Origin of the sequence: Microtetraspora sp. NBRC 13810, from assembly GCF_030268685.1 — a bacterium.
Lineage (GTDB): Bacteria > Actinomycetota > Actinomycetes > Streptosporangiales > Streptosporangiaceae > BSRQ01.
On sequence record NZ_BSRQ01000010.1, the window covers coordinates 237,882 to 257,092 of the forward strand.

The 19,211-nt window shown below is 72.9% G+C and carries 13 protein-coding genes; 1 reads left to right on the forward strand and 12 read right to left on the reverse strand.

Annotated elements, in window-relative coordinates:
* Positions 1–229: 229 nt before the first annotated feature.
* The 10 genes from QSK26_RS21760 to QSK26_RS21805 all read right to left on the reverse strand — a co-directional run bounded on the left by QSK26_RS21760 (position 230) and on the right by QSK26_RS21805 (position 14,449).
* Positions 230–640: an aconitase X swivel domain-containing protein gene (locus QSK26_RS21760; protein ID WP_285777054.1), complete on the reverse strand. Its 411-nt coding sequence runs from the start codon at positions 638–640 to the stop codon at positions 230–232.
* Entirely contained in the window at positions 637–1,917 is a 1,281-nt protein-coding gene (locus QSK26_RS21765; RefSeq protein ID WP_285777055.1) for an aconitase X, read from the reverse strand. The genes QSK26_RS21760 and QSK26_RS21765 overlap by 4 nt, the downstream gene beginning before the upstream one ends.
* An 8-nt stretch (positions 1,918–1,925) precedes the next feature.
* The gene (locus QSK26_RS21770) at positions 1,926–3,215 is read right to left on the reverse strand and encodes an FAD-dependent oxidoreductase (protein WP_285777056.1); all 1,290 of its coding nucleotides are present in this window, start codon (positions 3,213–3,215) and stop codon (positions 1,926–1,928) included.
* A 21-nt stretch (positions 3,216–3,236) separates the two neighbouring features.
* Positions 3,237–4,946: a dihydroxy-acid dehydratase gene (locus QSK26_RS21775; protein ID WP_285777057.1), complete on the reverse strand. Its 1,710-nt coding sequence runs from the start codon at positions 4,944–4,946 to the stop codon at positions 3,237–3,239.
* A complete protein-coding gene (locus QSK26_RS21780) occupies positions 4,943–5,740 on the reverse strand; it encodes an ABC transporter permease (RefSeq protein ID WP_285777058.1) in 798 nt (265 codons plus the stop codon). The genes QSK26_RS21775 and QSK26_RS21780 overlap by 4 nt, the downstream gene beginning before the upstream one ends.
* 3 nt (positions 5,741–5,743) lie before the next feature.
* Complete coding sequence (locus QSK26_RS21785; RefSeq protein WP_285777059.1) at positions 5,744–6,589, reverse strand: ABC transporter ATP-binding protein; 846 nt, start codon at positions 6,587–6,589, stop codon at positions 5,744–5,746.
* Positions 6,590–6,651: 62 nt separating this feature from the next.
* Complete coding sequence (locus QSK26_RS21790) at positions 6,652–7,707, reverse strand: ABC transporter substrate-binding protein (protein WP_285777060.1); 1,056 nt, start codon at positions 7,705–7,707, stop codon at positions 6,652–6,654.
* 82 nt (positions 7,708–7,789) lie between these two features.
* Positions 7,790–8,563 carry an IclR family transcriptional regulator gene (locus tag QSK26_RS21795; protein ID WP_285777061.1) on the reverse strand — a complete coding sequence of 258 codons (774 nt, stop codon included), beginning with the start codon at positions 8,561–8,563 and terminating at the stop codon, positions 7,790–7,792.
* 315 nt (positions 8,564–8,878) lie between these two features.
* Positions 8,879–12,751: a WD40 repeat domain-containing protein gene (locus QSK26_RS21800; RefSeq protein WP_285777062.1), complete on the reverse strand. Its 3,873-nt coding sequence runs from the start codon at positions 12,749–12,751 to the stop codon at positions 8,879–8,881.
* Positions 12,752–12,979: 228 nt separating this feature from the next.
* A complete protein-coding gene (locus QSK26_RS21805) occupies positions 12,980–14,449 on the reverse strand; it encodes an XRE family transcriptional regulator (protein WP_502888730.1) in 1,470 nt (489 codons plus the stop codon).
* A 238-nt stretch (positions 14,450–14,687) separates the two neighbouring features.
* On the opposite strand from QSK26_RS21805, the gene aceA reads away from it, so the two are divergent.
* Positions 14,688–15,980 carry an isocitrate lyase gene (aceA, locus tag QSK26_RS21810; RefSeq protein WP_285777063.1) on the forward strand — a complete coding sequence of 431 codons (1,293 nt, stop codon included), beginning with the start codon at positions 14,688–14,690 and terminating at the stop codon, positions 15,978–15,980.
* 305 nt (positions 15,981–16,285) lie between these two features.
* Here the strand turns inward: aceA and QSK26_RS21815 are convergent, their stop codons facing one another.
* Positions 16,286–17,113, reverse strand: coding sequence for an ABC transporter ATP-binding protein (locus QSK26_RS21815; RefSeq protein WP_285777064.1), 828 nt, complete (start codon positions 17,111–17,113; stop codon positions 16,286–16,288).
* Between the two features lie 347 nt (positions 17,114–17,460).
* Positions 17,461–19,083, reverse strand: a complete 1,623-nt coding sequence (locus QSK26_RS21820; protein WP_285777065.1) for a serine/threonine-protein kinase — start codon at positions 19,081–19,083, stop codon at positions 17,461–17,463.
* Positions 19,084–19,211: the final 128 nt, after the last annotated feature.

The following is a 19,211-nucleotide window of genomic DNA, read 5'->3' on the forward strand; positions in this document are numbered from 1 at the left end:
CATCCCCACTCCTCATATCCGGACAGATGTCATTCGCGTGCCCAAGACGGGCAGCAACAAGACCAGCAAAGCCGGAGATCGAGGAGTTTTTGTCACTCTTGACGGGTTTCATACGAACTCCCGCTCAGAATTGACGTGATCCGTACGCGGTCGCGCGAAGCGGCCGGACACCGCCGGGAAACGCGTCGCGCCCCGGCCGACGGGGCCGGGGCGCGAGGGCGTGCGCGGTCTAACGCGAGGTGACGGTGACGACGCCGCTGTCGGCGTCCACGACGACCCAGTCGCCGGTGCGGATCGCCTCGACCGGATCCCGGTCCAGCTCGGAGACGGCGGGGACCCGGGTGACCACCGCGCCCAGCGCCGACTTCGTGGACAGCGTGGTGAACACCATGGCGAGCGGCGCGGTGCCGAGCAGCCGGGTGCTCTGGAAGAACCCCGACCAGCCCGACGAGCCCTTGGCGCCGGGGAAGACGAGCACCTTCCCGGTGAAGCAGACGCCGAACAGCTCGTGCCTGCGTTCGATCACGGTGCCGGTGGCCGGGTCGATGCCGCCCCAGCCGGAGATGGTCTCCCTGGAGACCAGGGCCTCCCCCTCGGCGCGGCCGGGCACGATGCCGCGGCCGCGGAGTTCGAAGGTCATCGCAGCTCCCCTCGCCAGGTTCCGGTGACGGCGGCGTCGACGCACTCCTCCAGGGTGCCGAACCACGCCTCGATGCCGAGGATGGCGGGCAGGTAGTGCGCCTGCTTGGCCGAGTCGGTGGCGAACACCCGGGTGCCCTCCGGGGCCGACCTCGACATGGCCGGGCAGGAGTCGGTCAGCACCTGGCCGCCCGCCCGCCGGATGATCTCGGTGTAGCCGTTGCGGTCCGCCACCGACCGCAGCGCGCGCGGCGTCATGATCCACAGCTCGGTGCCCGGGTGGAGCCTGCGTCCCTCCAGGGCGCGGGCCGCGCGGGCGATCTGGTCCAGGGAGGCGTGCGGGCAGCCGAGCAGCACGAAGTCCACGTCGGCGGACTCCCCCTGGTTGTTCAGGGTCTCGTAGACCGCGCGCCGCTCCCGCTCGCCGTACGTGACCTTCTCCGGGACCGGCCGCCCGCCGAAGGCGGCCTCCAGGGTCGGCGCCTCGGGGGTGACGCCGGGGATGTGGTAGAGCTCCACGCCGCCGGAGGAGGCGGTCGCCGCGCCGAAGTGCTTGAGGTCGGCGAGGTCCGGCTGCCGCAGGTCGCCGGTGACCACCGGCCGGTTCTCCTGTACGACGTCGCCGACGAAATAGCCGAACATCCCCCAGTCGAGGAACCCCTCCACCGGCACGCCCGCCTCGATGAGATGGGTGCCGTGCCGGTTCTCGGCCAGATGGTTGCCCCAGCACGGGATCTTGCCGGTCAGCCCGGCCGCGCCGGTCGAGGCGCCGCCCTCGCAGTTGGTCCGCGCCCCCAGCACCGAGTTGGCGTACACCACCGCCGAGGACTCCATCCAGGCCACGTGCTCGCCGCGCACCGGCAGGTTGCCCACCTGGTACGGCGTGCAGGTGGCGAGGATGTTGACCCCGTGGCCCGCGTAGAACGCCTCCGCGTCGCCCTGGAGGGCCACCATCTCCGCCGGGTAGGGCGCGACGCCGAGCGCGTCGTCGCCGAACCCGTGCTGGAGCTGGCACATGGGCACCCGCATCCGCGGCATCGGGAAGTCGCCGTCGCTGTCCAGGTTGATCACCGAGAACGCCTTGTCCCAGCCGTGCTCGCGGACCAGCCGCGCCTTGACCGGGGAGGGCTGGGTCATGGTGCCGGCGACGTTGCGGGTGTCGCAGAGCCGCGCGGCGCCCAGCGCCTCGCCGTACCTGACCAGCAGGTCCATCGCGGCGGCCACGGCGGGGCCCTCGGCGCCGTCCAGCATCGCCTTCTCGTCGTCGGCGAGTCTCATCGCGCCTCCTAGCTGTCGACGTTCTCGTGCACCCGGGCGCGCAGCTCGGCGGGGTCGACCTCGCGGACGCTGCCCTCGCCGGCGAGGTCCAGCGCGTGCGCCGCGCCGAAGCCCATCGCCGCGCAGGGGCCCATCACCCGGACGCTGGACAGCGCCGCCGCGTCGCCGTCCACGCACCGGCCGGCCGCGACCACGTTGTGCGCGCCGATCGGGATCAGGCTGCGCAGCGGCACGTAGTGCACGTGGTCGGCGTCGTAGGTCTCCCACACGTAGCCCTCGATCCGGTCGTGCAGCTCGATGGGCCACGCGGTGCGGGCGACCGCGTCCTCGAACCGGAACCCGGACCTGACCTCGTCCACGGTGAGCTGGTGCTCGGCGGCGATCCAGCGGGTCTGCCGGCGGCCGGGGAACCCGTAGAGGCGCACCTTCGCCTCGCCGAACGCCCTGGGGAACTCCTTGCGCAGGAACTCCACCACCCGGTCGGCCTGCGCGCGCCCCTCCAGCTGCGCCCGCGCCGCCCTGACCGCCGACAGCGGCGCCTCGACGTGCGTCATGTTCATCACGGCGGTGTTCCTGCCGGGGAAGAAGAACGCCAGCCCGTCCCGCCGGACCAGCCCGTACTCCTCGGCCTTCTCCCCCACCCTGGCGGCCAGCTCGGCGGGCTCCGGCCTGAACTCCTCGCGCAGGTTCTCCAGCCGGATCTGCTGGGAGCCCCACACGGTGCGCTCCGGCACCCGGCACGGCATGCCGGCCTCCCAGGTCAGCGACGCGTCGCCGCTGGCGTCCACGAAGCCGGTGGCCCGCACCCGGACCAGGCCGTGCCGGGAGGCGAAGGTGGTGGAGCGGATGTGGCCCTGGTCCGCGTCCACCGACAGCACCGAGGAGCCGAGCACGACCTGGATGCCCAGCTCGTGCACGAGGTTCTCGATCCACCGGCTCAGCGCCACCTCGTCGTAGGCGACGGTGATGGTGTGCGTCCGGTTGAAGTGGATGTCGCCGGTCCTGGCGAGGTCCTCGAACATCGGGTCGAAGATGCCGTGGGTGAGCCTGCGGTAGGCGGGGCCGTTGCCGTACACGCCGCAGAACAGGCCGATCAGCGAGTTCACGCACTGGCCGCCGAGCACCGGCAGGGCGTCCACGAGCACGACGGACCGGCCCAGCCGGCGGGCCTCCACGGCCGCGGACAGGCCGGCGATGCCGGCGCCGACCACGCAGACGTCGGCGGTCAGCTCCTCGGCCGGATCTCCTCCCGGCTTGGTCAGGGTATTGATCTTCAGCTCGGTGAGCGGGTGAGGCATTGCTACTCCTGGTGTGGTCGATCAGGCGCGGGTCGCGGGCAGGTCGTTGCCGCGCAGCGTGGCGCCGCGAGCGAGTGGCTCGACGGACCGCGCGTAGACCGGAAGCCAGCCGGATTCCCCGCCGGGGACGTGGTGCGGCGCGCGCCCGGCCTGGCGGCGGGCCAGCTCCGCGTCCTCGACGAGCAGGTCCACGCGCCTTTCGTGCAGGTCGATGGCGATCCGGTCGCCGTCCGCCACCACGCCGAGCGGGCCGGGCAGCGCGCCCTCCGGCTGCACCTCGCCGACGACGACGCCCTTGTTGACCAGTCCGGACAGCTGCCCGTCGGTCACCACCGCCACCTGGCCGGTCAGGCCGGCGCCGTCGAGGGCGAACACGGTCTGGGAGGCCATGCCCATGCCCGGCGTGCCGACCGGGCCGAGCCCGCGCAGCACCAGGACGTCGCCCGGCCGCACGAGGCCGCCCTCGACGGCGGCGATCGAGGAGGGCGCGTCGCCGAAGACGCGGGCGGTGCCCTCGAAGGTCATCGCCCGGTCCTCTGCGGCCGACAGCTTCACGATCGCCGAACCGGGCGCGAGGGAGCCGCGCACGACCACGACCGTCGGGTGGGCGGCCTTCGGGTCGGACAGCGGCCGGATCACCCGCTCGTCGCGGACGACGCCGGCAGCCGCGGCCCGCGCCAGGCGTTCCCCCATGCTCTCCCCGGTGACGGTGACCGCCCCGGCGTCGAGGACGCCGCCGAGCTGCGCCAGGACCGCGAGCGCGCCTCCTGCGTCTTCGAAGTCCTCGATGGTGTCCTCGCCGTTGGGGCGCACCGCCGCCAGCGGCCGGATCGTGTCGGCGTACCTCTCGAACAGCGCGTACACGTCCACGTCGGTGCCCGCCTCGCGGGCGATCGCCTGGAGGTGCTTGACGGTGTTGATCGAGCCGCTGACCGCGAGCACCGCCATCACCGCGTTCCCGAACGCGGCCCGGGTGAGGATCGAGCGCGGCGTGCGGCCGGCCAGCACGGCGGCCACGATCGCCTCGCCGCTCGCCCGCACGGCCCGCCACATCGGCTCGCTGTTCGCCCGCACCGGAGCCGCGCCGGGGACGGTCATGCCGAGGGCCTCGGCGACGATGTGCATCGAGTTGGCGGTGCCCATCCCGGTGCACACGCCCGGCCCGGTGATCGCCCGGTCGCTCAGGTCGCACAGGCCCTCGAAGGTGATGCCGCCGAACCTGAGCCGCCCGGCCCGCAGGAAGACGTCCTCGATGTCGACGCGTTCGCCGTCGTCGAGCACGCCGCTGCTCTGGTAGCCGCAGGGCACCACCACGGCCGGCACGTCGAGCCGGGCGGCGGCCATCAGCTGGCCGGGGGTCGTCTTGTCGCAGGAGGCCAGGCACACCATCCCGTCGAGCTGGGCGCCCTCCACCACGGCCTCGACGTCGGCGGCCAGCAGGTCGCGGCTGGACAGCACGTAGCCGCCACCGCCGCCGGCGGCCATGATGAAGTCCGTCGGCGCGACCGTGCGCACCTCGAACGCGACGCCGCCGGCCGCCCGGACCGACTCCTTGACCGCGGCGGCGATCGGGTCCAGGTGGCTGAAGCAGGGGGCCAGCCCGGATGACGAGTTCACGATCGCGATCTTGGGTTTGACGAGGTCCTCCTCGCCCAGCCCGAGCGCGTGCCACTGGGCGCGCCTGGTGGCCCAGCGGGGGCTTCCCGGGGGCAGGTTGCTGCGCAGGGTCACCGGTTCACGTCCTGCTGGCCGTAGACCGACTCGTGCCAGGGGATGAAGAACCGCTTGAGGCCGTGCACGACGAAGTACAGCAGCAGGCCCAGCACGGACAGCAGGATGATCACGGCGAACAGCGCGGGGGCGTCCAGCTCGTTGAGCGTGCGCACCACGAGGTAGCCCAGCCCCTCGCTGCCGCCGAGGTACTCGCCGACGATCGTGCCGATGATCGCGAAGACGATGCCGACCTCCAGCCCGGCGAAGACGTACGGCATGGTGCTCTTCAGCTCCAGGTGCAGGAAGGTCTGCCACCTGCTGGCGTTGAGGCTGCGCATCACCTCACGCTGGCCGGCCTCCACCGAGCGGACGCCGAGCTGCACGTTCAGCATGATCGGGAAGAACGCCAGCATCGCCGACATGATCACCTTGGAGGTCATGCCGAAGCCGAACCAGATGACGAACAGCGGGATCAGCGCCACCTTGGGCACGACCTGGGAGGCGACGATCAGCGGGCGGAGGCTGTTCTCCAGCCAGGCCACCTTGCCGAGCACGACGCCCACGGCGACCCCGGACACCAGCGCGATCAGGAACCCGCCGATGGTCTCGGTGGCGGTGACCAGCGCGTGCTCCCAGGTGGACGCCTCGGTGACCACCTCGACGAGACTCTCGAACACGGTCAGCGGCGGCGGCAGCACCAGCTCGGAGACGTCGTTGATCCGGACGAACAGGTCCCAGGCGACGAAGAAGGCGATGAGGATCAGTGGCGTGCTGATCCACGGCAGCAGCCTTTTCGAGCGTTCCCGGTTCATCGGTCACCCCTCCTCGTCGAGCGCGTGGCGCAGGTCGCGGACGATCGCGCCGAACGCCGGCTCGGTCTGCACGTCGATGCTGCGCGGCCGGTCGAAGTCGATGGACCTGACCTGCCGGATCCGGCCCGGCCGCGGCGTCAGGTGCACCACCCGGTCGCCGAGGAAGACCGCCTCGGTGATGTCGTGGGTGACGAAGACGACGGTCGCGTTCGTGGCCAGCGCGATGCGCTGCAACTCCAGGTTCATCCGCTCCCGGGTGAGCGCGTCCAGCGCGCCGAAGGGCTCGTCCATCAGCAGCAGCTTCGGCCGGATGCTCAGCGCCCTGGCGATCGCGACCCGCTGCCGCATGCCGCCGGACAGCTCCCTGGGGTAGGAGTTCTCGAACCCCTTGAGGCCGACCAGTTCGGCCAGTTCGTGCGCGCGTTCCCTGCGTTCCTCCTTGCCGTCGCCGCGCAGCCGCAGCGGCAGGGAGATGTTGTCGGCCACGGAGTACCAGGGGAACAGGTTGGCCTCCTGGAACACCACGCCGAGCTGGGACACCACGGAGGAGTCGACCTTGGCGCCGTTCCAGAGCGACCTGCCCTCGACGAGGATCTGCCCGCTGGACGGGCTCAGCAGCCCGGCCAGCATGCGCAGCAACGTCGTCTTCCCGCACCCGGACCGCCCGATCAGGGAGACGAACTCGCCGTCCCCGATCGTCAGGTCGATTCCGGACAGGGCCTGGGTGACGGTCCGCTTCGTGCGGAACTCCTTGCCGATCCCGGCCAGTTCGAGCTTGGCCGGGGCCGGCCGCGGCGCCCGCTGGGCGCCTTTGTCCTGCTCAAGCGTCTCTGTGCTGTGAGCGGGCATCTGACCTCCTTGAATACGTCGGGCCCGTGCGCGGACTGGTGCCCAGACGGGGGGACGGGGGCTCAGGCCGTGGGGAGCAGGCTGTTGTCGAACCAGGAGGCGGCGGCGCCGCCGGGCTTGGCGAGGCCGGCGTCGGTCAGCTCCTTGTACCCGGCGGTCCACGCCGCCTCGTCGGTGACGAGCAGCGGCTTGCTCGCGTCGCCGCCGGTCCAGGTGTCGCGCAACATGGTCAGGCTCGCCTTGGCGATCTTGTCGTCGTCGAGGGTGGCGAAGGAGTACTGGCCGCGCAACTGCTTGATCGTCTCGTCCAGCGACTCGTCGGCCACCATCGCCGCCAGCGAGTCCCGGATGCCCGCCATGAACGCCTGGAGGACCTCCTTGTCCTTCTGCAGCGCGTCCTTGCTGGTCACGTAGACCTGGAGGTCGGACTTGACGGTCTCGCCGGGGTTGAACAGGCCGACGTCGGGGTTCTGGGCGGTCAGGATGTTCGCGGTGTCGACGCTGACGACGTACCCGGCCAGCCGGCCCTGCTCCACCAGGTTGAACGTGCCCGGAGTGAGGCCGACGACCTGGCGCTTGGTCTGGGCCGGGTCCAGCCCGGCGTTGGCCAGCACCAGCGAGACCACCTTGTCGCTGGTGCCGCCCTCGGACGGGACGCCCATCGTCTGGCCCACGAAGTCCTCGGGCCTGGCCAGCGGGTGGGTCTTCTTGCTGTAGACCACGCGCAGGGCCGAGCCGCGGCTGAGCGTGCCGATGCTGACCAGCGGCTGGCCGGTCTCGGCGACGGCCGTCATGACGTCGATCTGGCCGAGGCGGGTGATGGGCGCGATGCCCGCGAGGAGCGTCTGCATGGCCTGCGGCGAGCCCTTGACCGGCTGCAGCGTGACGTCGAGCCCGTGCTTCTTGAAGTGACCGCCGGCGACGGCGAGCAGTTCGGTCGCCAGAGACAGCGTCTCCAGCGGGAGATAGCTCAGGAACGTGACCTTCCCGCCGTCGCCGGCACCGGAGGCGTCGTCCGCACCGCATCCGGCCAGGAACGCAGGCCCCGCGGCCGCCGCGGCCACGGTGAGAGCGGAGCGCTGGAGGAAGGACCGGCGGCTGAGGGGGGTTGGGGTCACGGTCTGTCTCCTAGTTTCGGTCAGGTCAGCTTCACACTCCATCGCTGACAAAAATGAGATTCCCGCCACATCGCCGTAGCGGCTACCCACGTTTCCGCATATCGGAAGACGCGTACGGGCGAGTTTGCCGAGGAGTCGCCCCGAGGGCCCTGGAGATCCCCCGGGCGGTGGCCTGGACCAGGTATGCGAGGTTCTGCCCGTGCGACTCGGTGTACGGCACGATCAGCGAGAGCGCGGCGACGACGGTGTTCCCCGGGTCGTAGATGGGCGCGGCGACCGAGGCGTAGTCCGGGTTGATCTGCCGGTCGCTGATCGCGTACCCGGAGCGCCGTACCTCGGCGAGCACCTGCCGCAGCTCCCGCTCGCTCGCGTAGGTGCGCGAGGTGTAGGACTCCAGCGGCCCGCTGACCACCTCCTCCTGGAGGTCCGGCGGCGCGAAGGCGAGCAGCACCAGGCCGACGGCGGTGGCGTGCATGGGGGCGCGCCCGCCGACCCGCGGGCGCTCGCCCGCCGTCTCCGGGCTGACGAACCGCTCGACGAACACCACCTCGTGCTGCTCCCGCACGGCGAGGTGCACCCCGCGGTGCGTCGTCTCGAAGAGGTCCTGCATGAACGGCAGCGCGATCCGTTGCAGGCCCACCGACCGGGGCGCGAGCGCGGCGACCTCCCACAGCCGCAGCCCGATCCGGTAGTCGCCGGAGTCGTCGCGTTCCAGCGCGCCCCACTCGTGCAGTTCGTGCACGATGCGGTGCGTCGTGGTGAGCGGGACGCCCGACCTGCGGCTGATCTCGGAAAGGCTCAGGCCCGCCGCCGCGTCCTTGCACGTGTCCAGAATCTGCAGCGCACGCCGCAACACGGACCGACGCTCGCCCGCCATGCACACCGCCTCGTCCCGCCGCCCAGCCCTGCCGGCCCCGCCCAGCCCTGCCCGGCCCTGTCCTGCCCGGCCCTGTCCTGCCCGGCCCTGTCCTGCCTCGTCCGGCCTCGTCCGGCCTCACGTCACGTCCGGCCTCACGTCACGCCCGGTCGCACCGCGATCCGGCGAGAGCCGTGCCCAGGTCGCCGGGCCGGGACTCGACGTGCTCGCAGCGAGAACCTGTTTCAGTACCTTCTGGCAGTTATCGGATTTTTCAGGACAAGAAGCCCTCTCAACCTGGTAACGGAAGGGCGGTCAGTCCGCCGCGAGGCGTTCGTCCACGCGGCGCAGCAGCCGGCCGACCGGCTCACAGGCGTCGCAGCGCCACAGCCGTACCGTGCCGTCGCCGTGCGCGGAGGCGATGCTGCGGCCGTCGGGCGCGAACGCGACCCCCTCCACGGAGGCGGCAAACCCGCCGACCGCGATCGGCGGGCCGCTCGCGTCGGCCCGCCAGATCCGCACGCCGTCGTTCCCCGCCCCGGCCACCCACTGCCCGTCGGGGCTGAAGTCGACGTGCCACACCATGTTCTGGTGCCCGCGCAGCACCAGCGGCGCGCCCTGCCCGGAGGTGGACCAGATCCGCACGGTGGCGTCGGTGCCCGCGCTGGCCAGCCGGCGGCCGTCGGGGCTGAAGTCCACCGCCCAGACGAGTCCCTCGTGGCCGCGCAGCACCACCGGCGGGGCCGCCCCGGTGGTGTCCCAGATCCGGACGGTGCCGTCGTGGCCGCCGGTGGCGATGTGCCGCCCGCCGGGGGCGAACGCGGCATAGCGGATCTGGGCGGCGTCGGCCCGCCGTACCAGCGGGGGCTTCGCGCCGGTGGTGTCCCAGACCCGCAGGGTGCCGTCGATGCCCGCGCTGGCCACCTGGCGGCCGTCGGGGCTGAACGCGGCGGTCCACACCACCCCGTCGTGGCCGCGCAGGACCAGCGGCTCCTCCTCACCGGCGACGTCCCAGACCCGCACCGTGCCGTCCCGCCCGGCGCTGGCGACGCGGCGGCCGTCGCGGCTCACCGTGAGGCCCAGGACCTCGCCCTCGTGGCCGCGCAGCGTGCGATGCGCGCCGGTGGCCGGATCCCAGACCCGGACGGTGCCGTCCACGCCGCCGCTGAACACCCGCTGCCCGCCGGGACCGAACCCCACCGTCCAGGCCGACCCCGCGTGCCCGCGCAGCACCGACGCGTCGCCCATCCCGCGCGGGTCCCAGACCCGGACCGTGCCGTCCTCGCCTGCCGTGGCGAGCCGCCGCCCGTCCGCGCTGAACGCCGCGCCCCACACCACCCGCTGGTGGGCGCGCAGCACCAGCGGATGCCCGCTGCCGGTGGGCGACCAGACGCGGACCGTGGAGTCGTCCCCGGTGGTGGCGATCCGGTGGCCGTCACGGCTGAACGCCACGTTCTCGACCGTGCCCTCGTGGCCGCGCAGCACCCGGGGGGCGTCCTGCCCGCCGGTCGGCCACACCCGGGCGGTGCCGTCGATGCTGGCGCTGACGAGGTGCCGCCCGTCGGGACCGAAGGCCACGTGCTTCACCTGGCCCTCGTGCCCGCGCAGCACCCGCGGCTCCGTCCCGCCCGCCGGGTCCCAGATCCGCACGGTCGCGTCCCGGCCGCCGCTGGCCAGGGTCCGCCCTCCGGGGCTGAAGGCCACCCCGATGACCCCGCCCTCGTGCCCGCGCAGGATCACGGAGGCGCCGCCCGCCGGGCCGCCTGTCCCCTCGCCCCCGCCCGTCTCCTCGCCCCCGCCGGGCTCCTCGCCCCCGCCGGGCTCCTCGCCCTCGCCGGTTCCGCCGTCCGCGACGTCCCAGATCCGGATCGTGCCGTCGTCCCCCGAGCTCGCCAGCCGGCGGCCGTCCGGGGCGAAGGCGACGGCCCACACCGGGCCGCGGTGCCCGGTGAGCTCCAGGGGGCCGGCGTCGCCCTCCAGGTCCCACACCCGGACCGCGCCGTCCAGCCCGGCGGCGGCCAGGCGGCGCCCGTCCGGGCTGAACACCGGGCTCCACAACTCCCCCTCGTACCCGCGCAGCACGACCGGCGGGTCGGCCGACACCCGGTCCCCCGACCAGGACCACACCCGCACCAGGCCGTCGGCGGTCGAGGCGGCCAGCCGGCTGCCGTCGCGGCTGAACGCCACCCCGAGCACCCGTCCGAGGCCCTTGAGCGTGCCGGCGAGATGGTCGTCGGCGACCCCCTGCCGCAGCACCGACTCCGCCTCGGCGGTCGGCCACCGCGCGTACGCCTGCCTGGCCAGCCGCAGCCCGCGTTCCGGGGCGAGTTGCAGCTCGCTGCGCGCCTCGGCGGCGATCTGCCGGGACACCGCGACCTCCCGCTGCGTCCCGGCCTCCTTGGCGTGCCCGGCGGCCACCCCGGCCAGCACGCTCACCGCGACGACGGCCGAGACGAGCCCGGTCAGCGCCAGCCGCACCCGCCTGCGCCCGGCCCGGCGCGCGGCGGCCTCGCGGCGGTGTCCGGCCGCGAGGAACGCCTCCTCCAGCGAGTTGAGCCGGTAGGGCAGCGCCCCCTCCCAGGCGGCCAGCCGCGCTCCCCGGTAGAGGAAGGCGTCGTCGCGGTCGTGCTGCTCCCATTCGGCCGCGGCCTCGGTGAGCCGCCGGTGGGCGCGCAGCACCTCGCGGTCCTCGCCCAGCCAGGAGCGCAGCCGGGGCCAGCCGCGGATCAGCGCCTCGTGCGCGATCGTCACGCTGTCCTCGTCGGCGACGAGCAGCCGGGCGGCGATGAGCAGGTCCAGCACGGCGGCCACCGGCTCGCCGTCCGCGCCGCTCAGCAGTTCCTCGCGGCACGCCCGCCGCCGGGTGTCCTCGGTGCCGTCGCCGGGGACGGTCAGCCGCAGGAACACCTGCCGGACGATCTCCCGCCCGGCCCCGTCCAACTCGCCGTACACCCGCTCGGCGGTCTGCGCGATCGCGCCGCGCACCCCGCCCGCGGCCCGGTAGGCGGCCACCGTCAGCGACTTCCCCCTGCGCCGCCGCCACGTCTCCAGCAGCGCGTGCGAGACCAGCGACAACGCCCCGGCCTGGCCCTGCGCCTCGTCCACCACCAGCTCGACCAGCTCCGGCTCGACGGCGAGGCCGGCGTGCTCGGCCGGGCCGGTGACGACCCTGCGCAGGTCCGCTTCCGCCATCGGGCCGAGCAGGATCTGGTGGTCCTGCAACGCCGCCGCGAGCGCGGGTAACTCGGCGCACTGGGCGTAGAAGTCGGCGCGCACGCCCAGCACGACCCGGACGCGCGGCTCCTTCGCCGCGGCGAGCAGCGCGGAGACGAAGGCGGCGCGCTCCCTCTCGTCCCGGCAGACGGTGAAGACCTCCTCGAACTGGTCGACGACGATCACCACGTGCGCCGCGGGCGGCCGTCCGGCGACGAGCCGCCCGAGTGCCGCCGCGACGGCGTCGGCATCGGCTCCGGCATCGGCGTCCGCTCCGGTTTCGGTATCGGCGTCGGCGTCTGCTCCGATTTCGGCATCGATGTCGGTGTCGGCATCTGCTCCGGCTCCGGCATCGGCTCCGGCTCCGGGCAGGCTGGGGAACGGGTGTTCCGGGTTTCCCAGGTGGCGTCCGAGTTCGCGCGCCGGGTGCTCGCCCGGGGTCATGACGACGGCGGGCCACTCGGCGCCGCCGCCGGCCGTGCCCAGCCCAGCCCGCAGCGCGGGCAGCAGGCCGGCGCGCAGCAGCGAGGACTTCCCGCTCCCCGAGGCGCCGAACACCGCGAGGAAGGGGGTCTGCGCGAGCTTCTCGGAGAGCTCCGCCACGAGCCGCTCGCGCCCGAAGTAGCGCCGCGCGTCGGCCGGTTGGAAGGTCATCAGCCCCAGGTACGGCGGAGGCGCGGCGTCGTGCTCGGCGGGCGGGGCCGCCTCGTCGAGCTCCTCCAGCAGCCGCCGCCAGCGCGCCTCCCAGGCCGGCCGGTCGCCGCCGCACGCCTCCACGTAGCCGAGCGTGACGGGAAGGCTCGGCACGACCTGCCCGCCCGCGGCCTCGGAGAGCGCCGTCACCGAGAAGTAGGCGCGTTTGGCGAGTTCCCGGTAGCTCGGTTTGCCCGCCGCGATCCGCAGTTGCCGGAGCTCGAAGGCGAACCGGTGCAGCGGATCCCGGTCCGGATCGAGGTCACGCTCAGGACGCCCCATGGGCCCCGATGCCGTGCGAAGAGTTGTTCCCTGCCAATATCAATCTCTTCCGAATGAGCCGCGTCATCATCTATATAGCAGGTGATATGGCGAGTAAGTGGTCAATTTCATGAACGCATGACCACCCGCGCGGCACGGCGTTCCGCCCGCGCGCCTCCGCGGAAACCGGGCCGCGGCCATGATCGGAAATGTCCCGCGGCTCAGCTGGCGCCGTTTCCGGCCCGCCGTTCACAGACCGGCGTGGCGCTCCAGGAACGTGTAGACGTCGGCCTCGTCCACACCGGGGAAGGACCCCGGCGGGAGAGCGGCCAGCACGTGCGAGTTGGCCCGCGCCGAGGGCCAGGCGTAGCCCTCCCAGCGTTGCGTCAGCTCGGCGGGCGGCCGGCGGCAGCAGTCGCCGTTCGGGCAGGCCGACCGGGTCCGGTTGGTCGTCTCCCTGCCGCGGAACCACCGCGACTCCCGGTACGGCACGCCGAGCGTGATCGCGAAGTCGCGCTCCCTGGACGGGTCGACGTGGGCCATGCAGAAGTAGGTCCCGGTCGGCGAGTCGGAGTACTGGTAGTGCACCGAGAACCGGTCCGGGGACAGGAAGACCTGGCGGCCGGACCACTGCAGGCACATCCGCTGCCCCTCGATCGCCCCCTGCTCGTCGGCGGGGAAGACGATGCCGTCGTTCTCGTACGCCTTGTAGATGATCCCGCCGGCGTCGTTGCGCACGAAGTGGCAGACCAGGTCGAGATGGTGGGTGGCCAGGTTGGTGAAGCGGTGGGCGGCCATCTCGTAGGAGACGGCGAAGACGTCGCGCAGGTCCTCGACCGACAGCGCCCGGTTCTGCTTGGCCTCCTTGAGGTAGGTCACCGCGGCCCGCTCGGGGACGAGCACGGCGGCCGCGAAGTAGTTGGCCTCGGTGCGCTGGCGCAGGAAGTCGGCGAAGTCGCGCGGGCGGTGGTGGCCGAGCGTGAGGTGACCGAGGGTCTGCAGCAGGATCGTGCGCGGGGTGTGCATGCCGAGCTGCTCGTGCTTGACGTAGATGCGGCGGTTGCGCAGGTCGGTGATCGACCGCACGGTGCGCGGCAGGTCCTGCACGGTGTGCACCGTGTAGCCGAAGTGCGCGACCAGGGCCTGGACCGTGCCCTGGGAGAGCGCTCCGGTGCGGTAGCCCACGGCCGCCAGCGCGTCGGCGGCGGCCTGCTCGATCTCCACGAAGTAGTTGCCCTGCTCGCGCTGCTTGCGGCGCAGTTCGGCGTTGGCCGCCCTGGCCTCCTCCGGCGTGGCGGTGCCCTTCGCCTGCCGGGCGCGCAGCTCCTCGTACAGCGCGAGGATGTGCTCCAGCACGTCGTTGGGCACCCGGGCGGAGACCTTGAGCCTGGGCAGGCCGAGCCCGGCGTAGATCGGGTCGCGCTGGGCCTCCTCCAGCGCGATCTCCAGTTGCGCGCGCCGGTTGGGCGCCTGCCGGCGCAGCAGCTCCTCGACCGGGACGTTCAGCGCGGCGGCGAGCGCCTTGAGCAGCGACAGCTTCGGCTCACGCTTGCCGTTCTCCAGCAGGGAGAGCTGGCTGGGCGCGCGGCTGACCCGCCCGCCCAGGTCGGAGAGGGTGAGACCGCGCTGCTTGCGCAGGTGACGCAGCCGCTGTCCGAAGGCGATCAGGTCGATCTCCTGCGTCAAAGACAGCGGTTCTTCGCTCACCAAGGATCCCATAACACGATCCTAAGCGAAATTTCGTGCCATCTTCTAGCGTCCCTCCGGCGATGGCCGCACCCATCGGAAGATTGGTCTAGTCCAAAGCGAAAACTTCGGCTTTCTTCACAGGGTAAGACCGGCGCATCTTGCGTATAACGGAAAATATGGACATCTTTCTCGATCCCAAGCTGTTATCTCTTCGCAAATCTGCACAAACTGAGAAGCAGGCCCCCAGGGGACGACGAAGGAGTGATTGATGATGGATCGCCTCAAGGGAGCAGCCGAGGAGCTTCGGAGGGAGTGGGAGACCGACCCTCGCTGGGCCGGGATCGAACGCACCTTCACCGCCGAGGACGTGATCAGGCTTCGCGGCTCGGTGCAGGAGGAGCACACCCTCGCCCGGCTCGGCGCCGAGCGGCTGTGGAGCCTCCTCCAGACGGAGGACTTCGTGGCCTCGCTCGGCGCGCTGACCGGTAACCAGGCAGTGCAGCAGGTGCGAGCGGGCCTCAACGCGATCTACCTGTCCGGCTGGCAGGTCGCCGCGGACGCCAACCTCGGCGGGCACACCTATCCCGACCAGAGCCTCTACCCCGCCAATTCGGTGCCGGCCGTCGTGCGCCGGATCAACAACGCGCTGCTGCGCGCCGACCAGATCAGCTGGTCCGAGGGCGACGCCTCGGCCCCGCACTGGCTCGCGCCGATCGTGGCCGACGCCGAGGCCGGGTTCGGCGGCGTGCTCAACGCCTTCGAGCTGATGAAGGGCATGATCGCCGCCGGTGCGGCGGGCGTGCACTGGGAGGACCAGCTCGCCTCGGAGAAGAAGTGCGGGCACCTGGGCGGCAAGGTGCTCATCCCGACCTCCCAGCACGTCAAGACGCTCAACGCCGCCCGCCTCGCCGCGGACGTCTGCGGAGTCCCCAGCCTCGTCATCGCGCGGACCGACGCCCAGGCCGCGACGCTCCTGACCAGCGACGTGGACCCCCGCGACCAGCGCTTCACCACCGGCGAGCGGACCGCCGAGGGCTTCTACCGGGTCCGCAACGGCGTGGACGCGTGCGTCGCCCGCGGCCTGGCCTACGCGCCCTACTCCGACCTGCTGTGGATGGAGACCTCCACCCCCGACCTCGACGTGGCCCGCGAGTTCGCCGAGGCGATCAGGGCGGAGTACCCGGACCAGCTCCTCGCCTACAACTGCTCACCGTCGTTCAACTGGAGACAGCACCTGGACGACTCCACCATCGCCAAGTTCCAGCGCGAACTGGGCCACATGGGGTACAAGTTCCAGTTCATCACCCTGGCCGGCTTCCACTCGCTCAACCACTCGATGTTCGACCTCGCCCGCGGCTACGCCGAGGACGGCATGACCGCCTACGTCGGGCTGCAGGAGGCGGAGTTCGCCGCCGAGCGGCGCGGCTACACCGCCACCCGTCACCAGCGCGAGGTCGGCACCGGATACTTCGACCTGGTCAGCACGGCCATCTCGCCGGACTCCTCCACCACGGCGCTGACCGGCTCCACGGAGGAGGAGCAGTTCAAGGCGGCTCACTGACCACGCCTTGACCGGGCCTGGCGGAACGAACCTCCAGGGCATGGGACGGTTCACCCCCGCCAGGCTCACGACCAGGTCGAAACGGCCCCGCCACGACCGGACCACTCCACTGCCCCCCGTGGTCCGGCCGAGGCGGGGCCGTGGCGTTGCAAGCACGTCCTGCCGAGGCGGGGCCGTGGCCTCGCGAGGACGTCCGGCCGAGGCGGGGGCGTGGCGCGCGAGCACGTCCAGCCGAGGCGGGGCGTGGCGCCGCGAGGACGCCGACGTGACGCCCGGGCATGACGCCGATGTGGCGCTCGGGCGGGTCAGACGCGCAGGGCGCGGGCGTACCAGCGGCCGTCGACGCGGTCGAGGTGCAGGGGGCGCTGGAAGCACTCCGACAGGCTCGCGCCGTTGAGCACCTCCTCCGCAGGGCCGGCGGCGAGGATCCGGCTGTCGCGCATCAGCAGCGCGTGCGTCGTGGTCGCGGGCACCTCCTCCAGGTGGTGGGTGACGGTGACCGTGGTCAGCTCGGGCCTGGCGGCGGCGAGGTCCTCGACGGCGACGATGAGGTCCTCCCGGGCGGGCAGGTCCAGCCCGGACGACGGCTCGTCGAGGAAGACGATCGCCGGGTCGGCCATCAGCGCCCGCGCCACCCGGATCCTGGCCCGCTCCCCCTGGGAGCACACGCCGAACGGTCGTTCCGCGAGATCCTTGCAACCGAGGTCGGCCAGCAGCCGGTGCGCCCGCTCGTGCTCGGCCGGGCCGTACCGGTCCCACAGCGGGGCGGCGGTGCCGGTGTGCCCGGTCAGCACGACCGTGTGCGCGGTGGCCCCTTCCTCCTCCATCAGGGCCTCGTCGACCAGCCCCCTGGCGGCGACCAGGCCGATGTGCCGGCGCAGCTCGCGCAGGTCCACCCGGCCGAGCCGGTGGCCGAGGACGGTCGCGGTCCCGGTACTGGGGTGGCGGACCGACGCGGCGACCGACAGCAGGGTGGTCTTGCCCGCGCCGTTGGGCCCGAGGATCACCCAGTGCTGGCCGTACTCCACCCGCCAGTCGATGTCACTCAGCAGCCACCGGCCACTCACCCGGACACCCGCCCCCGCGATGTCGAGGGCGACCCCCGACCGATCCGGCACGATCACGTCGCTCATCCACGCTCCTTCCCGGCATGCAGGATAGGAGATCCCCCATCCACCACCGACCGGCGGGGCCAGGCAGGGGAGCGCAGGCGCAGGCCGTACGGGGAAGGTGCCAGGCCCGGACGGGGAGGGGCGGAAGCCGGACGGAAACGGCCGCACGCCCAGCCGGGGAAGGGCGGAGGCTGTGCGGGAACGGTGGCAGGCGGGGGGCGGGTGGGGCGCGGGCGGGGAAGAGTGCCCCGCCCGGTGGCAGGGCCGGGCGGGGGTGGGCGGGGGGTGGTGGAGGTTTCGGCCGCGCCCGAGGGCAGGGCCGGGTGGGGAGTCGTGGAGGTCTTTCCCCCGCCCCTCGCCGGCGGGGGTCAGGACGTTGCGGACTCCGTTGTGGCCGGGGTGGTGGGGACGGTGGTGTCGGTGGGGGTGGGGGAAGGGGACTCGCCGCCGCCCCACTGGGGTTCGGTGGTGATGCCGCCGCTGGGGCGCGGGCGGGTGCGGGTGGCGGAGGGGCAGGGGCGTGGTTTGCCCTTGCGGTTGAGGCAGACCTCCTCGTCGGTGGGGACCGGATCCGGGCGTTGCGGCGCGGACTCCTGCGGAGGCGGCGGCGCCGACCAGGTGCCGTGCGGCGTGGTGTAAGGGGGCTCCCCCTGCGTCCGGCGGGTGGTGATCACCACGGCGGCGGGCGGCGAGCGCCGTCCGGCCACGGGCGCGGGGGCGAAGGACGAGCCGGGCGGGCCGGTCTCGGCGGGGCGGGCGGTGGACAGCGCGGTGCCGTCCGGCGTGACGGCGTACGGCGCCGCCTCCCGGCCGGTTTCGCCCAGGGTCGCGCCGCCACTCGCGGCGATCACGGTGACCGCGGCGATGGACACGGTGGCCAGGGCGGCGAAACTGGCATGCGACAGGTGGGCGGGACGCCGCCGCGCCCGCTTGCCGCCGGTCCGCTCCTCCCGTCCCCGCCTGCCGCCGGTCCGTTCCTCCCGCGCTCCCGGTCCCGTGCGCTCGTCCCTCGGCCCCGGGCCGCCCCCGGATGCCGGCCTGACCCGCGCCGCGGGGTAGGGCACGGGCGCCCACAGTTCCTCCATGACGGCGGCGACGGCCTCGCGCGGATCGCCCGGCGCCCCCACCCCGCCGGCCGCGAGCAGCGCGCCGAGCAGGTCCGCGGCGCCCGGCCGGGCCGCCGGGTCCTTGTCCAGCGCGGCCCGTACGGCCGGCGTGAGCAGGGCGGGCACCCCGGTGAGCCGCGGCGGCTCGACCATGATGCGACGGGTCACCACGTCCGGCTCGCCCGACCCGAAGGGATGGTGCCCGGTGACCGCGTAGGCGACCACGCACCCCCACGAGAACACGTCGGAGGCCGGTACGGCGAGGCCGCCGGTGAGCCGTTCCGGCGCCACCCAGCCCGGACTGCCCATCACCTGACCGGCCTGGGTGTGCGCGGCGGCCGGGTCGGGGTACCCGGTGAGATCCCTGGCGATCCCGAAGTCGATGAGACGCGGCCCCCGCGGGGAGAGCAGCACGTTGCCCGGCTTGAGGTCGCGGTGCACCAGCCCGGCCTCGTGCACCGCCGACAGCGCGGCCGCCACGCCGAGCGCCACGCCGTAGGCGAGGTCGGCGGTGAGCGGGCCGCGGGCGGTGACCACCTCCGACAGCGCCGGGCCGGGGATGTACTCGGTGACCAGGTGGGGACGTTCCCGCCCGGCGCCGTCCTCGACCACGGCCGCGGTGCAGAAGGGGACCACCCGCTGGGAGAACGCGACCTCCTCGGTGAACCTCGCCCGCAGGACGGGGTCGCCGAGGTGTACGGCGTGCGGAGTCTTGAGGGCGACGAGCCCTCCCTCGGGATGCTCGGCGAGATAGACGACGCCCATCCCGCCGGTGCCCAGCCTGCCGAGGAGCAGATAGCGTCCGATGATGACCGGATCACCCACCGTGAGCGGTCGCACGCCCGGCGGCATGCCGTTCTTCGGACCGGTTCCACCGCCTGCCATCCGGATATTGCCTCTCCTTCATGGGGGTACGGCAAGCACACTGTGGCTGGATAAGGGGGATATTTGCCGCTAAGTGGCGGCAAGGGGTATGGCAGGTAAGGCGACTGATACCTCAGGGATAGTCACGG